The sequence below is a fragment of the Serratia sp. JUb9 genome (genome assembly GCF_014298095.1).
GTDB lineage: Bacteria > Pseudomonadota > Gammaproteobacteria > Enterobacterales > Enterobacteriaceae > Serratia_B > Serratia_B rhizosphaerae.
Genome location: NZ_CP060416.1, coordinates 1,081,336 through 1,096,686 on the forward strand (window position 1 = coordinate 1,081,336; position 15,351 = coordinate 1,096,686).

Sequence of the window (15,351 nt, forward strand, 5' to 3'; positions counted from 1 at the left end):
GTCTATATGCAGCCTTTAACGCCAAACTCTACCAGTATCGCCTTAATGGATCGTTGCCCGCTAACGTTAGTTGGGTTATCGAGTTTCATTGAGGATCTTAATGCCCCAAGTCAGATTGTCGTGCAGGAAACCAGCATGTCGGTAGTTTCTGAGGCATTACTGTATCAGCCAACCGACATTCTTATTACTGAACTCAGTGGGTTGAATGAAACTATCGCTGAGGGACGGAAAACATTACTGGAATTATGTGTACAGCTCCCGTCATTAAGAGTCATCGTGTACACCCGCTGTCAGTCTGGTGATGAGTTAAAAGCCTTGCTGGAACAGGTCAATATCAGCGTGATTGCTCGTGATGATACATTGCCTCAGGTGGGTGAATTTTTCACCCGTGTTTTTGACGGCGAGCGCGTATTGAGCCCGTTAATCGGCACATGTTTGGCGCGTAACGACAGCGAAGAAATGTCTAATCTGCATCATTTAACGCGTTGCGAGAATGACGTGCTGACCTTTTTATTTAATGGCATGAGTCTGCGTCAGATTGCTGAATTACAGCGGCGTAGTATTAAAACGATCAGCGCACACAAGTGTAATGCCATGCGTAAATTACAGGTAAAAAATGACAGCGAACTGTTCTCACTAAAGAAAAATATCACCCAGCAGTTTGTTGTGAATGAGTAATGAAATCGGCAGCGCTTGTCATGGCCGTTGAGGAGTATTTGGCTTAGTGGGCGGTTATTTGCCTTTCATGGATAAGGATATGACAGTAGACAGCCAATCAATATCGCGTATTGCACTATTAATCTCCTGTCAGTTAACTGCTTACGGGCTTGAGCGATTGTTGGCGCATGGTATGTCACATAAGCGAGAGTTTTGGCGTTTAGATTCTCTGTCCGGTACTTGCCAGCGGTTATTACAGCATGCCGATATGCTGATTATATCATTCAGCATACAGCAGTCAGACTGGCACGCGCGCTTACTGATGTTGGAAGCGCTGCGTAACCTTCGGCCGGCAATGCCGATTGTGGTGATCATTGATGCTCATATTCCATTTTTATTACAGCAACTTGATGTTCTGCATATTAACGGGATTATCAGTCAGCATGATTCATTGAATGAAATTGACGATGTACTGATGCAAATCTTTGTTGAAGGCAGCCCATCTCGGCACGGCCTGAAAAGTTCGCTGGCAGGTCAGGCCGCCGCCAGTGTGTTATCTCAACGGCTTAGTACGTCGGAACTACGGGCGCTGCGTTATTTGCTCAATGGCTATTCATTACAACAAACGGCTGCAAAGATGCAGCGTAATAAAAAATCGGTTATCGCATTGAAAAATAAAGGTATGCGCAAGTTGGGAATCAACCATAGTGCCGGGCTGGTTGCGATACGCGGCATGTTGGAAAACCAATACCGTCAACGGTTGCCATCGTCCAATACGTCTATTGATAACCGTAAGCCAGTTACGGCAAGCCGCTAGGGAACATTGCCGGAAGCGGGATTGAAAGCAGTAAAAACAGAGTTGCCGCCGTGAATTATGGCTATGCCAGGGAAGCAACTACGGGTCATTCTCCAGTAAGAAAGGAAAAGGTAAATAGTGAAACATTTGCAGATAACCAATGGACATGCGCGTTTGCTGATCGGCGTCATGATGGCGGGGAGCCTGTTGCTTACCGGTTGCCAGAGTAAAAAACCACGCAGCCTGGTTTCTCCTCCTGTCACGGTTGCGCCTGTACCCGCTCCTGTTGTTCCGCCGCCACCAGAAAAGAAAGAGAGCCGTATCAGCCTGTGTCAGAGTGAACTGGCGTCGCTGAAAAAGGTGAATCCTAAAGCCTACGCGTTACGAAAAGCCTATTTTGACAGCCTGGTTAATAGCGTGTCGGTGTATGGCGCGGTGCGTGGCAATGTTAATACTCAGACCAAGGATACCCTTGATGCGTTGTATAAATACAAAACGAATCAGGCGTGTTCGATGATTGAACGTGATGTGCTTGATGCGTTGATCCGTAAAGGGGAGAGCGTGAAGTGAATCAGGGTATTAAGTATGGCTTTTTGTTTGCTCTGACGCTGCCGTTTGGCGCAGGAGCTGCAAACAGCTTCAGTGATGAGCAAACGTTACAGTCGCTGGATGCCATCACCCGCAGAGTTGACGATGCGCCAGCACTTTTGTTACTGACGCCTTCCCAGTTGGAGGCAATTGATTCGCCACCGGAACAGAAAGCGGCACAGCAAGCCAAAAGCAGTAATCAGTTGGATAAGAGAGCGGCGAAGCAAAGCGCCGCTTCTTTACGAGAACTGAAGTCTCAGCAGGCGAAAATCAATCAGCTCAATGCCGCCTTGGCCAAACAGAATCGAGAGTTGAAAAAGCTGCGAGAGGCAGCACGAGCGGACGGAGACTCACGCGCTGAAGTGGAGCGGCTGAAAAAATCGCTGCAGGCAAGCTTACAAAAAACGGAAAATATGCAGCAGCAGCTGTCGGCAATGAATGCCGCGAAAAGTGATAAACAGCAGGATAGCACCAGGTTACGGCAGGCGTTGGAGAAGAGTCAGCAACAAAGCTCAGAATTACAAAAACAGGTTGCGGCGTTAACCGTTGCGCAGGACGAGCGCGTAAAACAGCATAAATCTATGCAGGCCATGCTGGATGAAAACCGGAAGCATGCCGAAGAGTTGCAAAAGCGGCTGGCGGCGTTAACCGATCAGCGCAAACGCAAGGATAAGGGTAGCGCAGTGTTGCAGAGCGCTCTGGACGACAGCAAGAAGCATGGTGAAGAGCTGCAAAAACAGCTGACGACCCTGATATCTCAAGCTAAGGCGAAAGAAAAAGATGCTGCAGCGTTGCAGAAGGCGTTAGATGAAAGTAACAAGGGGCGGGGCGAGCTGCAAAAGCAGCTGACGGCGCTGGCTGCTCAAGGCAAGACGAAAGAAAAAGATGCCGCCGCGTTGCAGAGCGCGCTGGAGGAAAGCAAGAAAAACGGCGCAGAGCTGCAGAAGCAGCTGACGGCGCTGGCCGCCCAGGGTAAGACGAAAGAGAAAGATGCCGCCGCCTTGCAGAAGGCGTTGGATGAAAGCAACAAGGGGCGGGGCGAGCTGCAAAAACAGCTGATGGCGTTGGCCGCTCAAGGCAAGACGAAAGAAAAAGATGCCGCCGCGTTGCAGAGCGCGCTGGAAGAAAGTAAGAAAAACGGCGTGGAGCTGCAGAAGCAACTGACGGCGCTGGCCGCCCAGGGCAAGACGAAAGAGAAAGATACCGCCGCGTTGCAGAGCGCGCTGGAAGAAAGTAAGAAAAACGGCGTGGAGCTGCAGAAGCAGCTGACGGCGCTGGCTGCCCAGGGCAAGACGAAAGAGAAGGATGCCGCCGCGTTGCAGAGCGCGCTGGAGGAAAGCAAGAAAAACGGCGTAGAGCTGCAGAAACAATTGGCGACGCTGGTGGAACAGGGGAAAGCGCAAGCAAAAGACCACGTTGCGTTACAGCAGGAACTGGCTGTACTGAAGAAAGAGCGTGCCGTTCGTAAAGACGCCGTGGCACCGCCGAAAACGGCCGATGAGATCCGCGATTATGCGATCGGCAGTTCATTAGGCAATGACGTATTGGCGTTACTGCAAGAAAAAATTGCTCAGGGGATCAAAATCAACCAACGCATGGCGTTTTCCGGCGTGCAGGATGCTTTACAAGGCAAGAACAAGCTGGGGCAAGATAAGATCGCCAAGGCGTTGTATGAAACCGAAGTGGCGCTGAACGAGAAAGAGAAGAAGTTAAAGGCGGAAACCGAACGGCAAGGTTTACGCTACGTTGAGCAGTTCAGGAAGAAGAAGAGCGTTAAGAAATCCTCAAGCGGTTTTTATTATCGGGTTGATTACCTGGGCGCAGGGAAAATTGACGATAGTGATACGGTAGCCGTTGTCGTGAAGGAAAGCCTGACCAGCGGTAAAGTAATTAAGGATATGGATATTGCTGGCACCTCTATTTCACAACCGCTGAGCAGTTATCCGGCCATGTTCCGTGATGCGATTAAGCAATTGCAGAATCATGGCACGATGACAATGGTGGTACCGCCTGAACTGGCATATGGTGATAAGGGGCTGGCTCCGGATATTCCTCCGGGTTCAACCATGGTTTATAACATCAGAATTCTTGATGTATTGCCAGCAGACGGTGCAGCTGGCAATAAAAAATAGCGCTGTTATTTATATCTGGAGTAAGTTGAGCGCATTGATGGTTGGCTTAAATATGTATGACCCGAAAGCGCTCAACATTACTTGCGGTGTAAATAACGGTGTTTTGAATGTTTCGATGCCCGAGGTAATCCTGGATGAGCCGGGTGTCGACGCCTTTATCCGCTAGAGCAAACCCGCAGGAGTGGCGCAGCATATGCGGATGTACCTGAACGCTAATGCCGGCAAGTTGCCCATAGTTTTTCATCAGGCGATAAAGCTGCTGGCGCGATATTTGTCCGCCATGTCGTGATAGGAACAGCCATGGGCTATCGGCTTCTAAATAGCGTGGTCGTTGGCTGAGCCATTGCTTGATGGCCAGGCGTTCTCGGATCTGAATCGGGTGCTGCACGGAAAAGCCGTTTTTCAGCCGGGCAACGTGCAGGCGGTTGGTATTAAGGTCAATGTCTTCTAATCGCAAACCGCGTAACTCACTGACTCGTAAACCGTGGATAAAACACATCAGTAACATACAGCGATCGCGGGCAGAATTGAGGCCTTGAGGAACGGCATCTATCATTTGTTCGACTTCAATATGAGTGAGGTATTTGCGTTTTTTCATACTCTTCCTTGATGAAAACAAAGAAGCCATCATGGTTTCCTTGTAACTGAATTAAAGCACTCAGACCATTTGTTAAGCAAATAAATAAGAGGTCATGTAAATAGGAATTGTCTGTAAAAATGTTTTGCGAACTGGGTGGGATAATGCGGTGATGGAAAATCTCATGTGAGAAAAAATAGCAAATCAGATCGTAATTTGATCGTTTTTAACAGAGGGGAGTTGATCTAAATTGAGTTTTATCGGGCGAGAATATAGCGATTTATTTGTGGATTTTGATTTTTTTGTTGTTTTGTTTGTATGGTGTTATTGGTTTGTTGGTTTTTATCTTGTCCCATCCCCATATTTTAATATTTAACCTCCTATTTATTGCTTTGTCTATTATTTGTGAGTGGATACTTCTCGGCATGGGTTCTTACGTGGCGCAGTGACCCCGAGTGCTGATTGCAATAGAGGAGATGTGAGGTAAGGGGCGGGTTTCTGTGACGCCGCATGGTGATGAGAATTGTTATTGCTATCACTCCCATGCCTATTACAATGCCAGCCATTGCATTCTGTTTAGAGGTGACTCATGGAGTTGCTACGGGTGGTATATCACCAGTATCGTTGGCCGTTTCTGGCGGTGATGGCCCTGACGTTGGCTAGCGCCGCGTTGGGCATTGGCATTATTGCTTTCATTAATCAGCATCTGATGGCGGCGGCGGCGGAGAATCCATTGGCTATTTTGCCGCAGTTTCTCGCTTTGCTGGGTATCTTGATGGCGGTCACTTTAGGTTCGCAGTTGGCGTTGACCACATTAGGTCACCATTTTGTCTATCGCCTGCGCGGACAATTGGTTAAAAGCATTTTGGATACCAATATTGAGCGCATCGAACATCTGGGCAGTGCCTCTTTGCTGGCCAGTTTATCCAGCGATATCCGTAATATCACCATGGCGTTCGTACGTTTGCCTGAGTTGGTGCAGGGTGTGGTATTGACGATCGGTTGCGCGGCTTACTTGGGATGGCTATCGCCGGCGATGCTGGCGGTGACGGCCGTTTGGGTAGCGATCACCATTCTGGTCAGTTGGCTGTTGGTGTCTCGAGTATATCGGCATTTAACTCAGGTGCGGGAAGCTGAAGAGCTGCTGTATCAGGATTACCAGGCGGCGATCGACGGGCGGAAGGAGCTGGCGTTGAATCGTGACCGTGCGCAGCGTTTGTATCAGCAGACTTACCGGGCCAACTCTGATGAATACCGGCACCACATTATTCGCGCGGACACGTTCCATCTCAGCGCGGTGAACTGGTCGAATATCATGATGCTTGGCGCTATCGGGCTGGTGTTCTTTATGGCGAATGGCCTGGGATGGTCCGATACGGCGGTGGCTGCGACTTATTCGCTGACGCTGTTGTTTTTACGTACGCCGTTGCTACAGGCGGTGGGGGCATTCCCGATGCTGCTTGGCGCAGAAGTGGCGTTCAAAAAAGTGAAGTTGCTCAAGTTGGCGGAGTATCAGCCACACTTTACGCCGACGGTCGCCATGCCTTGGCAAACGCTGGAGCTGCGCAATGTGTCATTCCACTATGCGGCGGGTGAACAGGCGCAGGGGTTTGCCGTAGGTCCGTTGAACCTGACGCTAACGCGTGGTGAGCTGGTGTTTTTGATCGGCGGCAACGGTAGCGGGAAGTCGACGTTGGCGAAGTTGTTAACCGGGCTTTATCAGCCGGTGAGCGGACAGATAATTATTGATGGTGTGGCGCTGCAGGCGGCGGATCAAGATAATTACCGTCGCCTGTTCTCAGCTATTTTCACCGACTTTTACCAGTTCGACCGGTTACAGGGCGCCGATGGCGGGGAGCCGGATGCGGAACTGGTGGCAAACTGGCTCGAAAAGCTCAATATGCAGAACAAACTGGAGTTTGACGGCGATCGCGTGACTAACCCTCAGCTCTCCCAAGGGCAGCGTAAGCGGTTGGCGTTGCTGCTGGCGGTTGCGGAGCAGCGGGATATTTTGCTGCTTGATGAATGGGCGGCCGATCAGGATCCGCAATTCCGTCGTATCTTCTATCGTGAACTGCTGCCGGCATTACGTGCGCTGGGTAAAACGGTGTTTGCCATCAGCCATGACGATCACTATTTCGAACATGCCGACCGGCTGTTAGAGATGCGTAACGGCAAGCTCAGCGAGCTGACCGGTAGCGAGCGTGAGCGCGCCAGCCGGGATTCCGTGTCACAAATCGATTGATCTCCGCTTCCCGGCGCCTGATGCGCGCCGGGTTAGGCGACTTTTCTTTTCCCCGCGCGTATCGCTTTCCCGCCATATTAGAAATCATGATTAATAAATATCAATAGGGAATAACAGCTTTATCTATAGCTTTAAGCAATCGATGGTTTGTTTGTAATTAGTGTAATCTATAGCCGATAAACTATTAAACGGGCATGGGCCGGCGTGTTGAACGCGTTTGTCATGTGCTTACACAATAGCAATTTTAATTGGGCTATGGCCGTGTAGTAACTGACTGGATTTTTTCTGTTTAGGGAAAAGCAATGGATAAGAAAAAAATTGAGACGGAGAAACAGCGCGTGTATCGCAGCAAAACGAAAATTCCGCCATCATGGCAGTTGTACGAAGCGCAGCGCGCGTTTATTGAAGACCTCTGGCAGGATGATGCGCCGGAGGCGGAAGCGCCTCGCCCAGTGAAAAAGGATTCGCCTTAGCGAAGGTCCGGAGCTATCCGGCGAAACGAGCTTGACGGTATGGCAGAGCCTGCCATACCGTCACCCAGCTTTGCGTTATCTCACATTCCAACCATCGTTGAGTTTTTCTTCCCTCACGCAGTTCCGGGCAGAGGAGCTGGTGCGATCCGGGCCGGTCCTTCCGTCTGACGGCTAAGGCGCCAGCAGGTTTGGTGGTACTTCGCCACGCTGTTGCGATGCGCGACGCTGACCAGCGTAACATCCGGCAAGGTCGTAACCAGACGTTCATACATCAGCTGTTCAGTTTCGTCATCCAGTGCGCTGGTCGCTTCATCCAGGAACAATATGTCAGGACGGGTGAGCAGTGCGCGTGCGAATGCCAGCCGCTGCTGTTCGCCGGGAGAAAGGCGCTGGCTCCAGTTATTCACCGTATCCAGCCAGCGTTGCAGCGGTTGCAGATGGCATACCTCCAGTACATCCAGCAGTTGCTCGTCATGGTAGGTATGTGCCGGGTGCGGATAACTCAGCGCTTCCCGCAGCGTGCCGATGGGAATGTAGCTGCGCTGTGGCAGGAACAGGGCGCGCAGCGAGGTATCGCGGCGAATGCTGCCTGCGCCGTAAGGCCAGATGCCGGCAATGGCGCGCAGCAGCGTTGATTTACCACAGCCGGAAGGGCCGGCGATTAATACGCGCTCGCCGCGTGGCAGCGTTAACGAGATATCTTGTACCAGCGGCTGACCATCTGGTAACTGCAGACTGAGCCGACTAAGTGTAAGTGGTTGTTTATTATCCTGCTCCAGTGTGATGCCTCGAGGTTGGTGATGCGCCTGCTCCACGGCGGCGTTAAAGCCGGCCAGACGGTTAACGCAGGCTTTCCAGGCGGCCAGATCGTTAAAGGCATCGATAAACCATGACAGGGCGCCCTGTACCTGGCCGAAGGCCGAAGCGATTTGCATCAGTCCCCCCATCTGAATGGCGCCGGAAAAGTAGCGCGGCGCGGCAACCAGCAGAGGGAAAATAATGGCGAACTGACCGTAAAAGTTACTGGCGATATTCAGCCGGCGGGTAACGCGCATAATAGACCACCAGTTATTACGGATGGTGGCGAAGCGTTCGCCCAACTGTTGGGCCTCCTGCTTTTCACCCTGATACAGCGCAATGGCATCATGGTTTTCCCGGATGCGGATCAGGCCGAAACGAAAGTTCGCTTCATAGTGTTCCTGATCAAAGCCCAGCCGCACCAGCGGCTTGCCGACCCAGCCGATAATCACCGATCCCAGCAGCGCATACAGCAAGGCAAACCACACCATATAGCCCGGCAGCGTAAAGGTGTGTCCGTGCAGCGCAAAACTTAACGGCCCGCTGACGTGCCACAGAATACTGACGAAGGAAAAGAGCGTCACCAGGCTGGACAATAGCCCCAATGACAGCGAGAGCGTGTTACGCGTCAGAACATTAAGATCTTCGGCAATACGCTGATCCGGGTTATCGACCAGCTGTTGCTGTTCGCTGTGGTAATAGGCTTGGTGCGCCAGCCATTTATCCATAAACTTTTCCGTCATCCAACTGCGCCAGCGCATCTGCAGCCCCTGCGTCAGATACACCTTAAATACTGCCAGCACGATGAAGCTCAGCGCCAGATAGGTAAAGCGCCACAGCTGCTGTTTGAATACCGGATAGTTTTTATTCTGTAGTGCATCATAGAACACCTGATTCCACTGATTGATCAGGACGCTGATATAGACCAGCCCCAGCGACAGCGCGACGATGGCGATAAGCATTCCCCAGGCGCGCCATTTCTCCTCGGAAACCCAAAAAGGTTTAATTAACTGCCAGACGGCATGTTTTTGTGTGCTGTTCATAAGTTCTCGCCGTGAAAAACATGGCAGACAGCATCGCCAAGCCAAGGGCAACAAGCAAATTGCGAGTTGTAAGCAGGTTTAACACCTTCTAATCCCAAGGGATATTAGGGTGAATCGCGAAAGATGAAGCCGGCGGGCCAGACGGTTATACTGGCGGCGATTTGAAACGCGACCCTGAGAAGGAAGAGCTATGAGGGCATTGTTGCCGCCGCTGCTGGCCTGTAGCGCTATGGCCAGCTGGCCGGCGCTGGCGCAGATTGATGAACCGGATATCCACGCCGATTGCCAGAAGGTGGCCGGCTACGCCGAACTGGGGCATAGCGCATACCAGAATGGCGACTATACGAAGGCGGCAGGTATTTTTCGCGATCAGGCGGCCTGGAGTGAGTTTTGCGGCTTCAGCGAGCGCGCTACGGCGACGGCGTATAACAACGTCGCGCTGGCGCTGATGCGCGCCGGGCAGTTGTTGAAGGCGCGCGCCTATCTGCTGCTGGTGCCGGACGATGACAAATCACGTCACAATATGGCATTGCTGGAACAGCGGCTGGCGCAACAGCCGCCGGCGACCGGCCCGGCCGGTGTTTACTGGCAGTATGCCGGCCGCGGCGTTTGGAGCGAAGTGACGGTAGTGCCGCGCGGCGATCTGTGGCAAATCGATTATGCCGGCTATTACATGCCGGGCATGGGGCTGTATTACGGCCCCAATATGGGGGAATTCGCCGACGTATTGCCGATTCAGAACGGGAAAGCGTTATACCATCAGGACGATGAGGATGATGAGTCGGCCTGCGATGTGACCCTTACCTTCAGCGATGATGCCGTGGATCTGAATTCCCAGGGCGACTGCGGCTTTGGGCATAACGTTCAGGCGGCGGGACATTTTATTCGGGTCGAGTAAAACACCGTGCCGCCTTACGCTAAGGCGGCGGCGCTGCTCAGTATTTCCTTCCAGCCAGCAACGTTGTCCAGATAGTTGCCAGCCGCGATGGTATGCAGATCGCCGTTGCTGTCCTGCAGGGCGAAGGTCGGGAACCCCTGGCCGTGCACTTTGGCGAGGAAGGCCCGGCTTTCAGCGATATGCTGGGCGGTAGGGGCGCCGCGGTTAAAACGCATCTCGGCGATAAACGGCGCCGAGGGCAGCCCCAGTTCGCGCGCCAGCGCTTCCAGCACCGGTAAATCGGCGATGCGTCGTCCTTCCTGATAGTGCGCCCGTTGCACCAGGTGCAGCATATCCAGTCCCCGGCCGGCCAGCTGTTGTGCCGCGAGGATCGCGGTTGTCGGCGGCTCGGAGTCCATGACTGCCGTGTTGTCGCACAGCAAGCCGTTGAAATAGGCGTCGCCGAAGGGCTGCCCGGTGAGTTCGGCGATGCGTTTATCCTGCGGAATGACATAGTTGCGCCATTCCGGGGTGATTTGACGGCGGTTGCCGCCGGTCAGCATGCCGCCGCCATGCAGGGCGATCGCTAATCCGGGAATGGTCTGCGCCGCCTTGACCAGCGGGGCAGCGCCGTAGCACCAGCCGCACAGCGGATCATACACGTAATGCAGCGTTACGTTGCTCATGGAATACCTCTTGTCTTGTCGATGCTGCGTCGGATCATGCGGCGCAGCATTCCTGTTGGCTCGTCTCAGTAGCGCTTTACTGCGGCCATTTCATTTCGCCTTTCAGCACTTTGGCGCTCAGCTCCAGGCTGGAAACGTCTTTCAGCGTCGGATAGTGTTTTTCCATCGCGGTTACCAGCTGTTTGGCATCCTTGGCCTGCGGCAGCTCGGCCTCCAGCACCTTCAGATAGTTCTGGGTAAAGGTGACGGATTCCAGCGTTTGCGCGGCGCCGGGCAGATAGTGCCCAGGAACGACCCGCTTTGGCTGCAGCGTCTGGATACTGGCCAGCGTTTGCTGCCAGTGCGCGCGCGATTCTGCGCTTTGGTTATCGGCAATCCACGGGTGGATATTATTGCCGGCCACCGCCACGCCGCCCACCACGGCTTTCAACGCCGGGATCCATACATAGGTTCGCGCCGGCGTCGGGCCGTTCAGGCCTTTTACCTCAACTTTTTGCCCGTCGATGGTGAAGCTGTCGCCCGCCAGCGGTTGCGGGACAACCACGTGGGCCGGCGCATTGTCTTTCAGAATCGGCCCCCAATAGGCAATTTTGCCCTCTTTGGTCGCCTTGATTTCTTTGATGGTGCCAGGTGTCGCGATAATTTTTGCTTCAGGGAAGGCGGCCTGAATCACGTCCAGACCGAAATAGAAGTCTGGGTCGGAATGGCTGATATAGACGGTGGTCAGTTTTTTACCGGTCGCCTTGATTTTATTGACCAGTTGCTGCGCATCATTGCGCTGGAACTGGGCATCGATCAGCGCCACTTCATGCGGGCCGCTGATGATTTCAGAAGAGACCGGGAACACGCTTTTTTCCCCGGGGTTATAGACCTCCATCGTCAGCGTATCGGCGGCGTTGGCATAGGTGCTGATAGCGGCGACGCCGGTCAGCGTCAGAGCGATAAGTGATTTCTTAAACATTGTCGGGTTGTCCTGTTGGTTTTAACGTTGCACAGATGTTATGTTGCATAAATCGAATAAAAAACCGGATAATTTGCAATTATTAGTTTCATAAATCGGACGAATTATGGATCGCATCACTGCCGCTGAAGTTTTTGTCGCCATTGTCGAGAGCGGCAGCATGATTGCCGCCGCAGAGGCGCTGGATATGTCGCGCGCCATGGTGACGCGCTATCTGGCGCAGATGGAGCAGTGGGCGGGGGCGCGTCTGCTGCACCGCACCACGCGCAAACTCAGCCTGACCGATGCGGGCGAACGCACGCTGGAACGCTGCCGCCAGATGCTGGCGGTCGCCGGGGAGATCGATCTGGTCGAGGCGGAAGCCAATGTGGAGTTACGCGGTCTGCTGCGCATCACCTGCTCACAGTCGCTGGGGCAAACCACGCTGGCGGCGGCGGTGACGCACTACCTGCGGCGCTATCCCCAGGTGGCGGTGGATTTGCAGATGAACAACCGCGCGGTCAACCTGGTGGAGGAACGCATCGATTTGGCGCTGCGCATCACCAATGAACTCGATCCGAATCTGATTGCCCGACCGTTATCGCGCTGCGCTTCGGTGGTCTGCGCGACGCCCGACTATCTGGCGGCGCATGGGACGCCGCGTCAGCCGCAGGATCTGGCGCTGCATAACTGCCTGACATACTCCTATTTTGGCAAAAGCCTGTGGCATTTTGAGCATCAGGGCGTGAAGTCGGCGGTGGCGGTCAGCGGCAACCTGAGCGCCAACGAGTCGGTGGTGCTGCTGGCCGCTACCCTGAAGGGGGCCGGTATTTCATTGCAGCCTTACTACTCCGCGGCGCCGTTGCTGGCCAGCGGCGAGCTGGTGGAGTTGATGCCGGAGTACCAGCCGCAGTCGATGGGGATTTATGGTATCTACACCTCGCGTCGCCAGCTGCCGGCAACCCTGCGCACCATGCTGGATTTTCTGGTGGAGTGGTTTGCCAGCGATGAAAAGTGGTTGGCGACGCTACGTAAGTAGCGTATGAGGACAGGTAACATATCGTCACAGTTTTCATCGTCAGGCCATTCAAGCGCTTAGCGTCGGAATGACGGCTTTTTATACGCGCCGGACAACCTGCGCTGGTTTTCCGGTTGGCCGGCGTGTTATTCCTATCTCGTGTAAATGGCTATTTATTCTTAATAATTATAAGGTTATATCCTTTATTTAGCCCGATTTCACACCTCCATCACCCTAATTACGGGCGACCATTCCGGTCGGCCCGCGTTTGTTGTTGTTTGTCTCTGGTCCGCGGCGTCAGACGCCGGGACGCTTTAAGATTGGGAGCGTAATACATGCCTGTTTCTTTGTTGGCGCTGGCACTCAGTGCATTCGCCATCGGCACTACCGAGTTTGTCATTATGGGGCTGTTGCCCGACGTGGCGGGCGATCTGCAGGTTTCCATCCCCTCTGCGGGATGGTTAATCAGCGGCTATGCCCTCGGCGTGGCGATCGGCGCGCCGATTATGGCGCTGCTGACCGCGCGCCTGCCGCGTAAAAAAACGCTGTTGCTGCTGATGGCGATTTTTATTGTCGGCAACGTGATGTGCGCATTGGGCTATAGCTACGGCTTCCTGATGCTGGCGCGCATTATCACCGCCCTGTGTCACGGCGCTTTCTTTGGTATCGGTGCGGTGGTGGCCGCCAATCTGGTGGCCCCTAATCGTCGGGCTTCCGCAGTGGCGCTGATGTTTACCGGCCTGACGCTGGCTAACGTGCTGGGCGTGCCGCTGGGCACCGCGCTGGGGCAGGCGCTGGGATGGCGTTCCACCTTCTGGGCGGTGGCGCTGATTGGCGTTGCGGCGCTGCTGGCGCTGTACAGTAAATTGCCGACGGTCAGCGATGAGGCGCCGACCGAGCTGAAAAAAGAGCTGGCGGCGTTGCGCGGCGCCGGCGTCTGGCTGTCTCTGCTGATGACGGTGGCCTTTGCGGCGTCGATGTTTGCCCTGTTTACCTATATTGCGCCGCTGCTGACCGAGGTGACCGGCGTATCGCCGCAGGGCGTCAGCTGGACCCTGCTGCTGATGGGCGTCGGCCTGACGCTGGGCAATATTCTGGGCGGCCGGCTGGCGGACTGGCGGCTGGGCGTGACGCTGGCGGGGATCTTTCTGGCGATTGCGCTGTTTGCCGCGTTATTCAGCTGGACCAGCGGCGCGCTGATCCCGGCGGAGATTACACTGTTCCTGTGGGCCGCTGCGTCGTTCGCCGCGGTGCCGGCGCTGCAGATCAATGTGGTGACCTACGGTAAGAAAGCGCCGAACCTGATCTCTACCCTGAATATCGCCGCCTTTAACCTGGGTAATGCGCTGGGCGCCTGGCTGGGCGGCCTGGTGATTGCCCGGGGGCTGGGGCTGACGGCGGTGCCGCTGGCGGCTGCGGCGATGGCGCTGGCGGGGTTGCTGCTGTGCCTAATTACCTTTGGCCGGGCGCGTCGCCGGGCTGCCGGGCAGTAAGCGCCGCCAGACGGGCGGGGAAAGACGCCGCCTGTTGGTGTAAATGATCGATAAAAGCGCTGACCAGCGTGGAAGAAGGGCGGTGCAGCGGCCGGATCAGGCTGACGGTGAACGGCACCTCGATGCTGAACGGTCGCAGTTCCACGCCGCCGGCGGCGGCATAGTCCAGCGCGGTCAGCGGGTTGACGATGGAGAGGCCGATGCCGGCCTGCACCATGGCGCAGACCGAAGCCGCGCTGTGGGTCTCCATCACCATGCGTCGGTTAACCTGCTGCTCGCTGAACAGCGCGTCCAGCAGCTGCCGGTAACTGTCGGTATTCGACAGGCTGATAAAATTCTCGCCGCCGAAGTCCTGCGGCGTGAGTTGGTCATTGGCCAGCAGCGGATGCCCGCTCGGCAGCACGCAGACCTCATTCAGCGTCATCAGCGGAATGCGCTCCGTGCCGGCCGGCGTCAGCGTATTCTCGGTCAGCCCCAGATCGTGGCGCTGCGCCGACAGCCACTCTTCCAGCAGCGGCGATTCCTGCGGCACCACGCTGAAGCTGACTTCCGGGTAGCGATCGAGAAACGGTCTGCATACCGCCGGCAACAGCGACTGTGAAAATACCGGCAGGCAGGCGATGGAAAGCTGCGCCTGGTGAAACTGGCGAATGCCGTCCGCCGCGGTCTTAATGCGTTCCAGGCCGTAATAGGAGCGCTGCACCTCTTCAAACAGCCGTAATCCCTCCACGGTCGCCACCAGGCGACCCCTGATCCGATCAAACAGTCGCAGCTGTACCTGCTTTTCAAAGCGCGCCAGCTCACGGCTGACGGTGGGCTGTGAGGTATGCAGCAGCGCGGCCGCTTCGGTGAGGTTGCCGGTGGTCATCACCGCATGGAAGATTTCAATTTGGCGCAGACTAATGGCGGACATGGCTTCTCCGGCGCGGGCTGAGACATAAAGCCATATCATAAATGAATAGACTTACGCTAAATAGATATTTTTCTCCCGCCCCGGCTTGCGGCACAATGGCGTCAACAGAATGCAT

Annotated in this window: 14 protein-coding genes; 9 read left to right on the top strand and 5 right to left on the bottom strand. The window is 54.6% G+C overall.

The genetic code is table 11. The features are described from left to right. Positions 1 to 6 precede the first annotated feature (6 nt). The 4 genes from HF675_RS05140 (at position 7) to HF675_RS05155 (ending at position 4,173) form a co-directional block, all read left to right on the top strand. Complete coding sequence (locus HF675_RS05140; RefSeq protein ID WP_105232364.1) at positions 7 to 678, top strand: response regulator transcription factor; 672 nt, start codon at positions 7 to 9, stop codon at positions 676 to 678. Positions 679 to 757: 79 nt separating this feature from the next. Continuing rightward, complete coding sequence (locus HF675_RS05145) at positions 758 to 1,474, top strand: hypothetical protein (RefSeq protein ID WP_158684834.1); 717 nt, start codon at positions 758 to 760, stop codon at positions 1,472 to 1,474. A gap of 117 nt (positions 1,475 to 1,591) precedes the next feature. Then, complete coding sequence (locus HF675_RS05150) at positions 1,592 to 2,023, top strand: hypothetical protein (RefSeq protein ID WP_105232362.1); 432 nt, start codon at positions 1,592 to 1,594, stop codon at positions 2,021 to 2,023. Further along, positions 2,020 to 4,173: an FKBP-type peptidyl-prolyl cis-trans isomerase N-terminal domain-containing protein gene (locus HF675_RS05155; protein WP_187044199.1), complete on the top strand. Its 2,154-nt coding sequence runs from the start codon at positions 2,020 to 2,022 to the stop codon at positions 4,171 to 4,173. Before HF675_RS05150 ends, HF675_RS05155 begins: the two co-directional genes overlap by 4 nt. 46 nt (positions 4,174 to 4,219) lie before the next feature. On the opposite strand, the gene HF675_RS05160 is transcribed toward HF675_RS05155, so the two are convergent. Further along, entirely contained in the window at positions 4,220 to 4,771 is a 552-nt protein-coding gene (locus tag HF675_RS05160) for a tyrosine-type DNA invertase (protein WP_105232360.1), read from the bottom strand. 568 nt (positions 4,772 to 5,339) lie between these two features. On the opposite strand from HF675_RS05160, the gene HF675_RS05165 reads away from it, so the two are divergent. Then, the gene (locus HF675_RS05165) at positions 5,340 to 6,995 is read left to right on the top strand and encodes a multidrug ABC transporter permease/ATP-binding protein (RefSeq protein WP_105232359.1); all 1,656 of its coding nucleotides are present in this window, start codon (positions 5,340 to 5,342) and stop codon (positions 6,993 to 6,995) included. Positions 6,996 to 7,297: 302 nt separating this feature from the next. After that, entirely contained in the window at positions 7,298 to 7,468 is a 171-nt protein-coding gene (locus HF675_RS05170) for a hypothetical protein (RefSeq protein WP_187044200.1), read from the top strand. Between the two features lie 113 nt (positions 7,469 to 7,581). Here the strand turns inward: HF675_RS05170 and HF675_RS05175 are convergent, their stop codons facing one another. Then, positions 7,582 to 9,309, bottom strand: a complete 1,728-nt coding sequence (locus tag HF675_RS05175) for an ABC transporter ATP-binding protein/permease (protein WP_111736546.1) — start codon at positions 9,307 to 9,309, stop codon at positions 7,582 to 7,584. A gap of 190 nt (positions 9,310 to 9,499) precedes the next feature. Here HF675_RS05175 and HF675_RS05180 point away from each other — a divergent pair, with 190 nt between their 5' ends. Next, positions 9,500 to 10,207, top strand: a complete 708-nt coding sequence (locus HF675_RS05180) for a tetratricopeptide repeat protein (protein ID WP_105232357.1) — start codon at positions 9,500 to 9,502, stop codon at positions 10,205 to 10,207. 14 nt (positions 10,208 to 10,221) lie between these two features. Here the strand turns inward: HF675_RS05180 and HF675_RS05185 are convergent, their stop codons facing one another. Both HF675_RS05185 and HF675_RS05190 read right to left on the bottom strand, forming a co-directional pair. Continuing rightward, the gene (locus HF675_RS05185; RefSeq protein WP_105232356.1) at positions 10,222 to 10,872 is read right to left on the bottom strand and encodes a DsbA family protein; all 651 of its coding nucleotides are present in this window, start codon (positions 10,870 to 10,872) and stop codon (positions 10,222 to 10,224) included. A gap of 76 nt (positions 10,873 to 10,948) precedes the next feature. Then, positions 10,949 to 11,833, bottom strand: coding sequence for an MBL fold metallo-hydrolase (locus HF675_RS05190; protein WP_105232355.1), 885 nt, complete (start codon positions 11,831 to 11,833; stop codon positions 10,949 to 10,951). Between the two features lie 106 nt (positions 11,834 to 11,939). Here HF675_RS05190 and HF675_RS05195 point away from each other — a divergent pair, with 106 nt between their 5' ends. Both HF675_RS05195 and HF675_RS05200 read left to right on the top strand, forming a co-directional pair. Then, positions 11,940 to 12,851: a LysR family transcriptional regulator gene (locus tag HF675_RS05195; protein WP_187044201.1), complete on the top strand. Its 912-nt coding sequence runs from the start codon at positions 11,940 to 11,942 to the stop codon at positions 12,849 to 12,851. A 314-nt stretch (positions 12,852 to 13,165) separates the two neighbouring features. Continuing rightward, the gene (locus HF675_RS05200) at positions 13,166 to 14,323 is read left to right on the top strand and encodes an MFS transporter (RefSeq protein ID WP_105232353.1); all 1,158 of its coding nucleotides are present in this window, start codon (positions 13,166 to 13,168) and stop codon (positions 14,321 to 14,323) included. On the opposite strand, the gene HF675_RS05205 is transcribed toward HF675_RS05200, so the two are convergent. Next, positions 14,283 to 15,236: a LysR family transcriptional regulator gene (locus HF675_RS05205; RefSeq protein WP_105232352.1), complete on the bottom strand. Its 954-nt coding sequence runs from the start codon at positions 15,234 to 15,236 to the stop codon at positions 14,283 to 14,285. The two genes, HF675_RS05200 and HF675_RS05205, sit on opposite strands and share 41 nt — an antisense overlap. Between the last annotated feature and the right edge of the window lie 115 nt (positions 15,237 to 15,351).

Excerpts from the sequence above, each read along its gene's own strand:
- HF675_RS05185 (WP_105232356.1), bottom strand. The coding sequence starts at position 10,872 with ATGAGCAACGTAACGCTGCATTACGTGTATGATCCGCTGTGCGGCTGG.
- HF675_RS05145 (WP_158684834.1), top strand. The coding sequence starts at position 758 with ATGACAGTAGACAGCCAATCAATATCGCGTATTGCACTATTAATCTCC.
- HF675_RS05190 (WP_105232355.1), bottom strand. The coding sequence starts at position 11,833 with ATGTTTAAGAAATCACTTATCGCTCTGACGCTGACCGGCGTCGCCGCT.
- HF675_RS05140 (WP_105232364.1), top strand. The coding sequence starts at position 7 with ATGCAGCCTTTAACGCCAAACTCTACCAGTATCGCCTTAATGGATCGT.
- HF675_RS05205 (WP_105232352.1), bottom strand. The coding sequence starts at position 15,236 with ATGTCCGCCATTAGTCTGCGCCAAATTGAAATCTTCCATGCGGTGATG.
- HF675_RS05175 (WP_111736546.1), bottom strand. The coding sequence starts at position 9,309 with ATGAACAGCACACAAAAACATGCCGTCTGGCAGTTAATTAAACCTTTT.
- HF675_RS05165 (WP_105232359.1), top strand. The coding sequence starts at position 5,340 with ATGGAGTTGCTACGGGTGGTATATCACCAGTATCGTTGGCCGTTTCTG.
- HF675_RS05180 (WP_105232357.1), top strand. The coding sequence starts at position 9,500 with ATGAGGGCATTGTTGCCGCCGCTGCTGGCCTGTAGCGCTATGGCCAGC.
- HF675_RS05200 (WP_105232353.1), top strand. The coding sequence starts at position 13,166 with ATGCCTGTTTCTTTGTTGGCGCTGGCACTCAGTGCATTCGCCATCGGC.
- HF675_RS05170 (WP_187044200.1), top strand. The coding sequence starts at position 7,298 with ATGGATAAGAAAAAAATTGAGACGGAGAAACAGCGCGTGTATCGCAGC.
- HF675_RS05195 (WP_187044201.1), top strand. The coding sequence starts at position 11,940 with ATGGATCGCATCACTGCCGCTGAAGTTTTTGTCGCCATTGTCGAGAGC.
- HF675_RS05160 (WP_105232360.1), bottom strand. The coding sequence starts at position 4,771 with ATGAAAAAACGCAAATACCTCACTCATATTGAAGTCGAACAAATGATA.